The organism is Pseudoalteromonas sp. QJM3NY_22, assembly GCF_056173065.1.
Genome location: NZ_JBWBTZ010000002.1, coordinates 443,851 through 456,519, shown reverse-complemented (window position 1 = coordinate 456,519; position 12,669 = coordinate 443,851). Strand labels below are relative to the sequence as shown.

10 protein-coding genes and 1 pseudogene are annotated in these 12,669 nt (G+C 37.7%); 7 read left to right on the top strand and 4 right to left on the bottom strand.

Translation table 11 applies throughout. The features are described 5' to 3' along the window. Window positions 1-6 precede the first annotated feature (6 nt). Window positions 7-618, bottom strand: coding sequence for a hypothetical protein (locus tag AC0VZ4_RS22320; protein WP_475442177.1), 612 nt, complete (start codon window positions 616-618; stop codon window positions 7-9). A gap of 78 nt (window positions 619-696) precedes the next feature. Here AC0VZ4_RS22320 and AC0VZ4_RS22315 point away from each other — a divergent pair. Next, a protein-coding gene (locus AC0VZ4_RS22315; protein WP_475442176.1) for an IS3 family transposase occupies window positions 697-1,811 on the top strand; the annotation gives its coding sequence in 2 pieces (ribosomal slippage) (window positions 697-949 and window positions 949-1,811; 1,116 coding nt in all). On the opposite strand, the gene AC0VZ4_RS22310 is transcribed toward AC0VZ4_RS22315, so the two are convergent. Beyond that, the gene (locus AC0VZ4_RS22310; protein ID WP_475442221.1) at window positions 1,776-3,041 is read right to left on the bottom strand and encodes a ligand-binding sensor domain-containing protein; all 1,266 of its coding nucleotides are present in this window, start codon (window positions 3,039-3,041) and stop codon (window positions 1,776-1,778) included. The genes AC0VZ4_RS22315 and AC0VZ4_RS22310 overlap by 36 nt on opposite strands. Continuing rightward, the gene (tnpC, locus tag AC0VZ4_RS22305) at window positions 3,028-4,467 is read right to left on the bottom strand and encodes an IS66 family transposase (RefSeq protein WP_475439674.1); all 1,440 of its coding nucleotides are present in this window, start codon (window positions 4,465-4,467) and stop codon (window positions 3,028-3,030) included. Before tnpC ends, AC0VZ4_RS22310 begins: the two co-directional genes overlap by 14 nt. Window positions 4,468-4,639: 172 nt before the next feature. On the opposite strand from tnpC, the pseudogene AC0VZ4_RS22300 reads away from it, so the two are divergent. The 6 genes and pseudogenes from AC0VZ4_RS22300 to AC0VZ4_RS22275 all read left to right on the top strand — a co-directional run. Beyond that, window positions 4,640-5,110, top strand: a pseudogene (locus tag AC0VZ4_RS22300) (acyl-CoA dehydrogenase domain-containing protein); the annotation flags it as partial. Window positions 5,111-5,485: 375 nt separating this feature from the next. Continuing rightward, window positions 5,486-6,654, top strand: a protein-coding gene (locus tag AC0VZ4_RS22295; RefSeq protein WP_420713787.1) for an IS3 family transposase whose coding sequence is annotated in 2 segments (ribosomal slippage) — window positions 5,486-5,732 and window positions 5,732-6,654 — 1,170 coding nt in all. Because the reading frame shifts where the segments join, the coding sequence is not laid out codon by codon here. 483 nt (window positions 6,655-7,137) lie between these two features. Continuing rightward, window positions 7,138-7,269: a hypothetical protein gene (locus AC0VZ4_RS22290; protein ID WP_475442175.1), complete on the top strand. Its 132-nt coding sequence runs from the start codon at window positions 7,138-7,140 to the stop codon at window positions 7,267-7,269. Between the two features lie 450 nt (window positions 7,270-7,719). Next, complete coding sequence (locus tag AC0VZ4_RS22285) at window positions 7,720-8,979, top strand: IS4 family transposase (RefSeq protein ID WP_475441313.1); 1,260 nt, start codon at window positions 7,720-7,722, stop codon at window positions 8,977-8,979. Between the two features lie 34 nt (window positions 8,980-9,013). Beyond that, entirely contained in the window at window positions 9,014-9,796 is a 783-nt protein-coding gene (locus tag AC0VZ4_RS22280; RefSeq protein ID WP_475442174.1) for a hypothetical protein, read from the top strand. Beyond that, window positions 9,793-10,983: a hypothetical protein gene (locus AC0VZ4_RS22275; protein ID WP_475442173.1), complete on the top strand. Its 1,191-nt coding sequence runs from the start codon at window positions 9,793-9,795 to the stop codon at window positions 10,981-10,983. The genes AC0VZ4_RS22280 and AC0VZ4_RS22275 overlap by 4 nt, the downstream gene beginning before the upstream one ends. Here the strand turns inward: AC0VZ4_RS22275 and AC0VZ4_RS22270 are convergent. Continuing rightward, window positions 10,957-12,576: an IS1634 family transposase gene (locus AC0VZ4_RS22270; RefSeq protein WP_475439728.1), complete on the bottom strand. Its 1,620-nt coding sequence runs from the start codon at window positions 12,574-12,576 to the stop codon at window positions 10,957-10,959. The two genes, AC0VZ4_RS22275 and AC0VZ4_RS22270, sit on opposite strands and share 27 nt — an antisense overlap. Window positions 12,577-12,669 lie beyond the last annotated feature (93 nt).

Sequence of the window (12,669 nt, the reverse complement as noted above, 5' to 3'; positions counted from 1 at the left end):
AATAACTCATGCCGATACAGTGAGAGAGTAATCGCCGGGTTGTAATTTAGTAAAAAAGACTTTATTTACTTTTAAATCATCATAGGTAAGCAAGGTTGGTCCTGATAAAGTGACTTTATAACGTACTTTGTCTTTGTTTTGATAATCAAAGATAGAAAAGCTAATCATCAGGCCCATATCTTTATGGCTAAGCATTAATGGCTTGCTAATGTATTCATTTGGATAATAACTTAGGCTTTTTGAAAATAGGTCTATATCAGTAATTTCAAGGCTACTCTTTGAACTGGTAGTGATAAAATCAGATGGATCAAAGACCTGTAGTCCAGAGTTACTGCCAAATGCGAGCTGATTATCTTGCAGTCTAACGGCTGAAATTGGCTCAAATTCATTTGTACTTAAACCATCTTCTATTGTGTAAGTATTAGTATTAAGCGTATCTAAATTGAGTTGATATAAACCATTATTACTACTAACCCATAAAAATCCGTTGTGATCATCTGCAAGCAACGAATAGATAGAATCAGTTCTCAGTGTGTTTTTTAAGCCTATATAATGTTTTCTTTGATACGTACTTGGGTTTACACCAATTAGCCCTTCCTGAGTGGTAGCTAGCCACAAAGTATCACGGTAATCCCCCCGAAAAATAATAGATGCCAAACGTAGAATTTTCTCTTATTGTAAACACAGGAGAAAATTATGAAAAAAGCACATTTTACAGACAGTCAGATCCTTGCCATTTTAAAACAAGCAGAAAGCGGCGTGCCTATTCCTGAGCTATGCCGTGAACATGGTACGGGCAACTCAACCTTTTATAAATGGCGCGCTAAATACGGCGGCATGGATGCGTCTTTAATGACACGAATGAAAGAGCTTGAAGATGAAAATCGCCGTTTAAAGAAAATGTATGCAGAAGAGCGGCTAAAATCTGAGGTCATTCAGGAGGCAATGGCAAAAAAGTGGTAAAGGCTTCTGAGCGCAAAGTCTTGGCTCATGAAGTCGTTAGCACAAATAAAATGAGTATTGCCTTAGCTTGTCGTACTTTCATGATAAGTGAAACATGCTATCGCTATACGCCAAAACTGTCTGATGAAAATGAGAAAATTGCAGCGTTGCTATTGGATTTAAGCCAATGTCAGCGTAATTGGGGATTCGGTTTATGTTTTTTATATTTACGCAATGTTAAAGGCTACACATGGAATCATAAGCGCGTTTATCGTATTTACCGTGAGCTTGAGTTGAATCTGCGAATAAAGCCTAGAAAACGTCTAACAAGGGAGAAGCCTGAACCATTGACTGTCCCTGAGGCCATTAACGAATGTTGGTCAATGGATTTTATGCACGACCAATTATCGGATGGCAGAGCGTGTCGCTTGTTCAATGTGATTGATGATTTCAATCGCGAAGGACTCACAATAGATGCTGACTTATCACTCCCCGCTGAGCGTGTTATCCGCTCACTCAATCAAATTATAGAATGGCGTGGTAAGCCAAAAGCTATCAGGTGTGACAATGGGCCTGAATATATTAGCCATAAATTAGCAGAGTGGGCGTTAAATAATAATATTGAATTACGATTTATTCAACCAGGTAACCCGCAACAAAATGCTTATGTAGAGCGGTTTAATCGCACGGTTAGGTATGACTGGCTAAGTCATTATATTTACAGTGATATTAGTGAGTTACAAGATAAAGCAACCGATTGGTTATGGACTTATAATAATGAACGCCCTAACATGGGCATAGGTGGCATAACACCCATACAAAAACTGGAAAAGTTAAACAACGAAAATTCTACAGATAGCCTCCATTAAAAATGGGGGGATTACCTCACGAGCTTCATCAAGGTAAATATTTTCTACTGTATGAAAAACATTATCTTTAGTGCTGTTCGATTGAAAAATAGTGGTGAGCTTTTGCGTTTTCTCATTATAGCGATATAGTCTTTTTGCAGTGCTCAATAGCAGCTCTTTAGGATGCGATTTCAATGGTTGGTGAAATGTATAAGCCTTTAGAGGGTTGACTTTGTCTTTCAATCCATTGATTACTCTGCTTTCTCCTGTTTTTCCACTATAGATATAAAAGTTTTCACTAGACATATAGGTAAAAACATCGGAGCTGAAAGGGGAAAACCCATATAAATTCTCACCATTCACGCCACTTTTTTTCTGGTTTCTTTTTTCGATAATTTTGCCGGTGCTTTTGTCAAATAGATCCAGTCCATTAAACCGCACTAACCAGAGGTACTTATCATCAAGCTGAGAAGGAAAAATGTCGTATACGGAATATTCACCATAAACCGCTTTAGAGTCAGTTGATTGCAAATATGTTTTACTGTCTTTTGTTGTTAAGTTGTAGCGAGTTAGACCATCGTTGGTGCCTAACCAAAGAATGTTATTTTTATCTTGATAAATTTTATTTATGGTATTGTTTTTAGGTAAGGTAATTTGCTTAAATCTACGAGTCTGAGTTGCCCATGTAAGTACGCCTTGTGTTCGAGACGCGAGCCAAAGTATACCTGATCTATCAAGCATTAAATTGTTTATTGTATTTTCGGTGATGTTAAATTTGCTTTTATCAAAGCTTAAAATGAATTCTAATTGGGTTGTGTCTCTGTGATATTGAAACAAACCACTTTCAGTTGCAATAAACTCACCATATACAGTGTTCGCATAATCCCAAATATTATAATCAGCAATAAGAGTGGTAATCTGGGTAGGATCAATCTGTTTAGTGGTGTTAAATGCAATGCGATACATTCCTTCCACAGTGCCAATTAACAGCCCTAAGTCATCATCAATTGTTAAAAACTTGATGTCATTGTTGTCAACTGTTGTTTTTTTAGGTTGGTGAATTGTCAGCGGCGCCAGACTTTGTGTTTTTAAATTATACGTAAAAAGTCCATTATCTGTACCTACATAGAGTATATTGTCGTAAATTTTAAGAGCTCTGATGTAATAATTTTTATTTTTTAGAGCTATTTTTAAATCTAATTTTTTTTGATCATTATTAAAGCTAAATATTTTGTAACTATTCAGCCACATTTTCAATAAATATATCAGGTAACTGATTTTTGAAGAGTAATTCAAGGGCTAGGCTTGCTGATACATGCTGTTTTCTGCAAGTCGAGAGGTAGCTTCTGATTAAACAAAACATCTCTGCACCTTGCATGCTTCTGAAGCACCCAGATATCTTTTGATGAACCTTGGTCATCCTAATATCATTCTCACCTTGGTTGTTGCTAAAAGGCACCGCTGTTTCCGTCATGAACCGTAAGACATCATCTTGATAATCTCTTAACCGCTCTAACAACGCTCTAGACTTTGTTCGTTTCAATCTGCCCCGCTGGCCTTTTACTCGGCTGTTTCTATCCGGTGGAGGGCATTTAATGTCACCTTGAGCCAATATTTGTTGATATTTCTCTATATAGTGAGCTTTTGTGTCTGCATCTAGCTCGGGGTTATCTATTTGATGTTTATTGATTTCAGTCAGTAGGGTTTGCAAATCCTTTGCCCATTGCATACCGTCTTGCTCCCATGCCCTTTCTAACTCTCGGATATGATGTGCATTACACAAGGCATGTTGGCACTGTGTATATTGATAATACGGTTTCCAGTGGTCGTGGCATAGTACCCCAGTAAAGTGAGGTAAAATATCGGCGTCATCCATCGCTATTTTCCCTCTTTTCTCATGCGGGTAAAAATACGTCCACCACGTCGTTGATGCACCATGAAGCCATCGTCGTTTACCACCTATATTAATCCCCGTTTCATCAACGTGTAAGGCTTGATAAGTCGTTTTCAGGGCTTTCTTGAGCGCGGCTTCTGCGCCGGAGGACTTTACCAAGGCCGCTGCTTGTTCATTAAAGTTAAATAAACTACCCGCACTGATTGGAATACCGAGTTGATCACAAAAATATTCTTCAATGCGGTTGTAAGGGAGTAATTGATATTGGGATAGGTAAACTGCATGGGCTTTTACACCAACCCCATATTGAATAGGACTGTTAACGTCTTCTGGAAATTCACCAATAAAACGCTTACCTTGCTCATTTTCCAGAATTTGTGCTTGGTATTCAGTGACCACTTTCCTGATATCTATATCGACAACCTGTCGTTTTTGAAAGCCAATTTCACGGTAGTGACCTTTCGGTAAAAAATCACGTTCAACTAGGATGATTTTGATCTCATCAGGCGTCTGTGTTTGGGTTAGTGTTTTACCTGCACGGCCTTTTTGACCACCCGCTGACTTGGCTGATTTCTCTTTGTTTTGTTTTTTTCGGTTGATGTCTTTTGATGGCGGGATACTGCTATTGTTACTGTTAAGTCCTAATTTACTTGCTAACATAACAACGACAACCAGAATGAGTTCAATAGACATCTTCAGCGCAGGCGTGAGAGTTTTACCTTCTTGTAATTGAGCTTTGGTTTTCTCAACGATTTCGTCGATGTTGATGCTGTTTAAATTCATTGAAGCTAGGGCTATTAGGTCATAGCCCTAGCTTGGCATACTGGCGGGATCGGTCAATAGTTAAAAAAGATCCTTTGAAAATAATTTACCATGGTGAATAGTTACAATTAAATTAAATTAAATTGCCACCGTTTTGTTTGCGCAATTAGAGTGGCTGTCTAGTTTATTTTGTTTAGATAACTTCCCTGCAAGTGGTACACGTAAGTTTATTCGTTTCATTACAATGAACTACTCAACTAAAATGCCAAAAATTAGCGATGATTTAATCCGCGAACTAGCTAAGCAAGCTCAGCTAGATACCGCATTTAAAGCGCAAATTACGCATTTAGTTAAGCCAGTTGAGGGCGATGGTCATCATATTAATGAGCAAGCTTACAAAGCTAAAATGGCATCACTTGGCGAGCTGGCTAAAGTTAAAAAAGCACTACGTACTAAAGTAACTAAACCAGGTGCACGTTTTAACATTACGCTTGATAACGCACTAGCGGCGAACGTAATTACCCAAGCTGAACACGTTCAGTTAATTGATTACAACATCAAACGTGAAAAAGCAATTCGTGTAGATGAGTTCGATTTTGATATGAACATACTAGACGATAACGCACAGCCGATTAACCCGCTTAAAAGCGTAGTTAATCAGTAAAATTAAATTCAATGATGCAAAGCGCCCACAGTATCGGCGCTTTTATTCTTGAGTAAAAAATTAGTGTGGAGCCCCGCTTGTGTAAAAACAAGCGGGGTTTTTTTATGTGTTTTTTAATATCAATTTTCAAAAATATTTACTCAATTTGAGGGTTTATACCCAGGGCAAGATCACGAACTTAACCTTGACTTAAAAGTATGTTCTTATACTCCTTTTAAGGATCATCCCTCGGCATAACACAATCGCTCTTGTAATTAGTCGCATTGATATGACGCAGTTTCAAGCGTCTTTTTCTTCTTGGGTGAAAGGCTTGACGTGGTTTAATGGATTCGACTACCCCAGTTAAGAGATAATCAACTTAACTGGAGATCGATAATGACAAAACGTAAAAAGTATTCCAAAGAATTTAAACTTGATGCTATCGCATTAGTTGTTGAGCAAAACTACTCACAAGCAGAAGCCTCTAGAAATTTAGGGGTAAATCCCAACATGCTTGGTCGCTGGATAAAAGAAGCTGAAAATGATGATGGGCATGCTTTTAGAGGGAACGGTAATTTAACCCCTGAGCAAGAAGAGATCAGAGAGCTAAAAGCGCAAGTGAAACGCCTAGAAATGGAGCGTGAAATATTAAAAAAAGCGACGGTCTTCTTTGCCAAAGAAACGAAGTGAAATATTCGTTCATAACCCAATACAAGAAGACCTGGCCTGTGGCGACAATGTGCCGAATACTGGGTGTAAAAAGTAACAATTACTATAGTTATCAAAAGCGATTCTCAACTAAATCAGAGGATCCAACACATCAAGAAATGATTGATTGTGTCAAGGACATAGCGCACTTCAGTGATAATACTTACGGTGAAAGGCGTATTCAGAAAGTCTTAAATGCACTCGGTTTTCCGGTGAGTCGTTACAAAACAGCACAGCTAATGAAAGAGGCAAATGTCTGGGTGCGTTATAAAAAGAGATACAAAGTGACAACGAATAGTGAGCATAATAAGCCTATTTATCCCAATGTACTTGAGCAAAACTTCAACGTTGAAGCAGCTGATCAAGCCTGGGTACAAGATATCACTTATGTTTGGACTGCAGAAGGTTGGTTGTATCTGGCGGTAGTGATTGATTTATATTCGCGAAAAGTCGTTGGTTGGAGCATGGGCTCACGAATGAAAGCGCAGCTTGTCTGTGACGCACTGACTATGGCGATGTGGCAACGCCAGCCCAAAACAGGGTTAATTATCCATTCAGATCAAGGGGTTCAATATGCAAGCCACCAATATCGTAAATTGCTCAAGTCAAATGACTTCATTGGTAGCATGAGTAAGAAAGGCTGTTGCTGGGATAATGCTGTTGCAGAAAGCTTCTTCGGTAGTTTGAAGCAAGAGCGCGTGCATTGGAAAAACTACCCAACGCGTTATGAGGCTCAACAGGATGTAATGAATTACATCTGTATGTGGTACAACAGTCGTCGCTTACATTCGTACTTAAATTATCAAAGCCCAAATGACTTTGAAGAACGAATCGAAACATTAGATATGGTTTCTTAACTAGGGTGACTGAATTTAGTTGACCACGTCAGCTGTTCTAAATTAACTCATAGCGATGTAGTTGCTATTGACGGGATGGGGTGCCAAAAATAAATTGCAGAAAAAATAGTTAGTAAAGAAGCCGATTACCTACTTGCAGTGAAAGCTAACCATAAAGGGCTGCTATCACAAATAGAGAGTGCTTTATTACCTGAGGTTACACGACAAGCGTCCGAAGGTGTTGTTTAATGAAGCCGATTATCAAAAAAATAGAGAAGAATTTAGATGCTGTGCAGTTAGCCATAAAGTGAGTGACTTATCAGAAACAAACGGCTGGAAAGATGCAAAGACAGTGGGCGTTGTAGTTTCTTACAGGAAAGAAAAAGGCAAGCAATAACTTATGCTATAGGTACTATATTGGTTCTGCGTATTTATCGGCGGAAGAGCTCGCGAGGTCAGCACGGCAACATTGGCAAATAAAGAATGAATTACATTGGCGTTTAGATGTCGGATTTAAAGAAGATGATTGCCGAATTAGGCGCAGCACCTGTATTTGCGGGGCTGAGACACATCACATTTAATCAGCTAAAAGCTATTAGCAGTACAGTGTACCTTGAAAAGGTATTGAACGCATAGACTTTTTCATGCCCTTGCCCTAGGTTATACTTGGCGTTAACTGCGTTAAAAATTTCTGATATAGATAAACTACATAACTAAATTTTTGCCTTGTTATTGACACGATTTTCTTACCTCAAAATAGCTCACTTAATTAAGCGAATTGGTATAATAAAATATTTTCTAATAAAAAGTTTTTAATCTCTTTGGGTTAAATATCCAGCCGCAAAAGGCGTAAAGGTTTTTGACCTTCGGAAGCCCTGGATCGGGGGAGTTCATTTCCTGTAACTATTCTAAGTAAGAGAATACATTTTTACTTGATATTTTTATTTACTAAGTACCTATAAAGGTGCACTATATGTTTAATTTTAGTTAATATACATAGGTTGGATCTTAAGAAAACTTGAAGTTGAACTCTGTTAATGATCAAATAGTTACGCCAATAAAAACATGACTAAAAACAGAGTTCACATGCAGATTAACCAAGTTTCAAACCAATTAAAAGCCCTTATCTCAGAAAAACACCTCATTGAGCTTGCAAAAACCTCTGGATTTCAAGTTCGACACCGTTGCCTGTCGATCGTTTCTCTGCTCAAAGCCGTATTTAAAAGCTTATCTTGCCTGCAAGACGCTAACTTGTCAGATATCCATCAAAACTTGCGAACGCAGGCTGATTGCACGATAAGTTATAAACCCTTTCATAATCAAATTCGAAAACCAGCCTTGACTGAGCTTGTCCGTGAGCTCGTTATTCAAGCGATGTCTAAATTGACTGTAAACACGCTGGATAAAACCTTTTTTACCCAGCGAGGAATACAGCGAGTGTTATTGCAAGATGGTTCTTCATTTGCTCTACATGATGAATTAGCGCAGGTTTTTGCTGGTCGTTTTACTGCTGTAAGTCCTGCCGCAATTGAGTTGCACGTTACCTATGACCTATTTAATGAACAACCCTGCGAAATAGATATTCGTCCTGATGTTGAAACTGAGCGCGCCTTTTTACCAGGTAGCCACACACTTGAAGATACGTTATTACTTGCTGATGCTGGGTATTTTGACTTAGATTACTTTGAGCAAGTAGCTCAAGATGGCGGATATTTTTTGATCAGAGCAAATAAAAACATTAACCCAATCGTTACATCAGCTTATTGCGCGGGTATAGAACTTAAAGAAAAGAACATTAAAATCAAAACGTTACTCGATAAATTCGCAAGCCAACCACTTGAATTAACAGTACGTTGGAAGAAAAATGGGCCCGAGTACAGGCTTATCTATTTACCGAATGAAAAGCGCCCCGTTTTCCTTGTTACTAATTTAAAAGAGGCACAGTTTAGCTTTGACGAGCTACTCGATATATATGCAACTCGTTGGCAAATTGAGTTGTTTTTCAAAGAACTAAAGTCATGGAATAACCTTAAAGGGTTCATCACACGAGATCCTCATATTGCCGAATCATTGGTTTGGCTGAGTATACTGCAAACACTTATCAAGCGTTTTATCTGCCATAGTGCAGCGACGATATTTAAGTGTGCGATCTCGACATTTAGAGCGAGTAAGTGCAGTTATCTTTGGTTGGATGATATTCTGGATTGCATAGAACAAACACGGTGCAGCCATAAGATACATCGTGTATTTGAGCTACTAGCGGTAAATTGTAAGCGGCAAAGCATTGAGAAAAACAATGATATTTGCCGTTTTAAGATAGGAAGTCACACGGTCTGTGTTCCTTAAGAACTAAGCTATGAGTTAATATAAAGATTTTTAAATGAGGTTTTTAATAGCTGCTTTGTTGGCATTATCTTGTGTGGCAGATTCGAAAGGAGCTATTATCGATCCTGCAATACCAGCCCCTTCGTTGGTTCCAACTCCTAGTAACTTTAGGTATGAAGAAAATAATGGTTCTTTGCGCATTTTATGGAATTGGTATCCTAATGATGGAGTAATTACACTCCCGCCTAATCTCCCACCACCAGCTGAATTGTTCTCTGCTCCAAGAGAAAGTAATTATAAATACAGTATAGACGTTGAAATTGCTGAGCTTAGTAATAACTATAGATTACTGGGCAGTACAATTAACAATAATTACTTGTACAATATGTCTACTTTCTCAGCAGTTAAATTTAGAGTGAGAGCTAAAAGAATAGATACCTTTACTGATCGTTCTGTTTATTCTGCGTATTTATATAGTCCTCTAATCAATCGCCAAACTAAGTTATCCACTCCTTCTATATCACCGAATGGTGGCACTATTATTCCAACAGATAAAATAATTATTACGAATGCTCAGCAAGCAGTAATGAAATACGCTTGGGTATCTCTCGCGTCTGATTGTTCCAATGTAAATAATTGGCTTACCTATGTAGCACCTCTTTTTATTAACTCTAGTCGTCAATTATGTGTGTTTGCAACTAAGAGCGGTTCAGTATCTAGTGATATAAAAGAGGCCGTTTATACGGTTAGTTCCCCAGCAAATACAAAAAAAATTATATTTATGCATACGGATTTGTTGGGCTCGCCTATTGAAGAAACACAAGGAAATGAAAAATGAAAGGTTATATAAAATTTTTGTTTTTATTTTTTCTATACTGTACAAAATCTTATGGGTTAGGAATAAATGGTGGTATTGATGAAGAAGTACAAATTGATTTAATTAAACAAGTTTTTCCAGCAAAATATGTCTTTAATAATGGCTCTGATTCGTATAATTCGGTTACGGGTGAAGTTACTTTTTCTGTTACAGATGTTTCTCTTAAGGGAAACTCACAGATTCCAGTTGAGTTAAGAAGGTGGATACCATCTGATGACCTAGATACGGGTGGACCAAATGGTTGGAAATGGGATATACCGTTAATTAAAGGTAACTTTTTATCCGGTGGTAAAGGACAATGGGATTTTGGCCTTTCTGGTTGGTATAAAGGAGAAAATTGTACTGCTTCAGCAGAGACTGCATTTGAAGTAACTATGGATGATGGTATTCCACCAAGTAATTTCTGGAGTGGTAAACTTCTACATATTCCTAATGTTACAACACAGAGGTTTTTGAATACCTATGGTCACTCTGCAGAAAAGCAGATTACTAAATCCAATTATAAAGTACTAGGTTGTATCTACAATGCCGACGGAGAAGAAGGAATCGTTGTTTCAGCTCCAAATGGTTTTACCTATACCTTCAATGAAGTAAAAACCTATTACAATGGAGCTATACCAAATCTTCACATGCCAAGGACCTATACGAAAATACTAATGGTTTCAAAGATCGAGGATAAATATGGTAATGATGTAATTTATAATTACGAAGATGGGGATCTAAGTAGCATTGTTTCATCTGATGGTAGAAAAATTGATATAAGCTATGAAGTTGCTAACAATAAAAAAAGGCCTGTATCAGCTTCTGTAAACAATAGAGTTTGGGAGTATCGTTATAACGCTAGTGATGGTTATTTAAATAAAGTGATTCTTCCAAATAGAACAACTTGGGAATATGAAGGAATAGACACATTAGGGTTTAGGGGGCAGGAATCCAGTTTTTTTTATAACAATCAGCTTCAATTTTATATGCGTAACAATGGCAAAGGAAGATCATTTGGAGGTAGAAAAATACCTTCGTGCAATATTGCACACCCTGAACCTAAATTGGTAACAGTTAAAACACCAGAAGGTGCAATAATTCGGTACACACTTCAAATAAAACAGGCATTGATCAGACCCCTAGGCAACTTTTTGGATTTTATATAAATGCAACGCATGTCCACCAATGAGCCTTATTATCTTTTCCCTGAACTCATCAAAACCATCCAAGCTGATTTTGTCGCCTTGCTGGAGTAGATTAATTCCCTCAAAACACTGAAAGACCCAACGTAATGTTGGGTTAGATATTTCTTTATTGATTTGATTCGCTATCGTGGCTTTTTCTTTTTTCATATTCGCTCTCATTCGTCTTTGCGCGATTGAATAAACTAACAATGAAAGTGTCATCACCATCAACAGAGCATCTATTCTACTTGGCTTTTTGATAAATAATGATGAAACAAAAAACAAGGGGTCTTTTAAAAACCTAAACCCTTTTTCTACTTCAGATTGTGCTTTGTAATGCTTAAGTAAACCTACTGGTGAAAGGGCTTCTTTATCAATATTCGTTGCTAATACGAAGCATGACTTTTGTTCTACAATCTGTTTTATTGCGCTTTCGTTTTCTTCAATTTCTGCCGTGATTTGCCATTCAATATTTTTTACTGGCGCATCTTTTTTAGGTCGCCCTTTACCTTCATAGACTTTATGCTTAATAAATTGCTGAGTCGCTATTTGATGATGCTTCATCTTTTTCGCTAATTTATCTAATGCGCGTTGTGCGTCAGTTTGACAAGCGAAACGTTGAGCTTGTAAATGGAAGAGGTCTTTTTTGATGCCTGTGTGTGCTCGCTCAACTTGTCGAACAATGCTTTTTTGTGCTCGGCTATTAGCTGCTTTTGAATAAATAATCATCCATCTTTGCTTTATCCCCATATGCTCAATCTCTTCAACAACATATTGATAGTTATCATCAATATTAACCCATTGGTTGGCTGCTATGGCTGTACTTATAGAGGATTTTTCAAGAGAAATTGTTGAAGGTACTAGCGTGAGAAATTGAATTTTGGTTAAAAACTCAGCATTACTTTTATGATAAAGTTTACAGTCTGCCACAAGGTATTTAGGAGCTTGGCTTTTTTTGAACTCGTCAACAAGCGCCTTACTTCGCGCTTTAAAAATAGCGGTGTCTGCGCTGTTACCATCCCAGTTTTTACATGCAAGCGGGATCCCACCATCTTGGCTAACAATGATTTCTTGTACGACTTGTTTTAAATCAGGACGGTGAGCCTTGCTATAGCCATGAGTAATTTTAATGACGTTTTCATCACTATCTCCATCATCAAAAGCATATTCACCTGTCAGTGAGTGACTCGTTGTATCAAGTGATTCAAAGGTTTTATCAACTTGTTCTATTTCACATGCTTGTCCGGAGACTAATGAAAATAAGCTTTCACAGCCAAACTCGAAGCATTGATCGAGAGTTCTACCAAGTTTGTGACGATTAAAATGTGATGCTTGAACCCCTTCACGAAATAAATGTTCAAGAGGCAAGTTAGTAAAAAATTGAGGGCTGAGTGATAAAGGTCGATTGGCAAAACCGAGTCCATTCATGATCATGCCTTTTACAGCTTCACCGGGGGTGATTTCTTGTTTATCGTCTTGAGGTAAGTATTGATCTAAAAGGCTGACAATTTTTAAGTCTTCTATAACACCTGAAACAATACCGTGATGGTCTAACCGTTTGATTTTTAGATTCATATACACCTCAAAGTTGAGATGTTATTTTATCAAATTAAAGAGAATTAAGCGTTTAAATTAAATCGAAATTTTTGAAATTGGTCTGATCAATGT

Excerpts from the sequence above, each read along its gene's own strand:
- AC0VZ4_RS22290 (WP_475442175.1), top strand. The coding sequence starts at position 7,138 with ATGTCGGATTTAAAGAAGATGATTGCCGAATTAGGCGCAGCACCTGTA.
- AC0VZ4_RS22285 (WP_475441313.1), top strand. The coding sequence starts at position 7,720 with ATGCAGATTAACCAAGTTTCAAACCAATTAAAAGCCCTTATCTCAGAA.
- tnpC (WP_475439674.1), bottom strand. The coding sequence starts at position 4,467 with ATGAATTTAAACAGCATCAACATCGACGAAATCGTTGAGAAAACCAAA.
- AC0VZ4_RS22270 (WP_475439728.1), bottom strand. The coding sequence starts at position 12,576 with ATGAATCTAAAAATCAAACGGTTAGACCATCACGGTATTGTTTCAGGT.
- AC0VZ4_RS22280 (WP_475442174.1), top strand. The coding sequence starts at position 9,014 with ATGAGGTTTTTAATAGCTGCTTTGTTGGCATTATCTTGTGTGGCAGAT.
- AC0VZ4_RS22275 (WP_475442173.1), top strand. The coding sequence starts at position 9,793 with ATGAAAGGTTATATAAAATTTTTGTTTTTATTTTTTCTATACTGTACA.
- AC0VZ4_RS22310 (WP_475442221.1), bottom strand. The coding sequence starts at position 3,041 with ATGTGGCTGAATAGTTACAAAATATTTAGCTTTAATAATGATCAAAAA.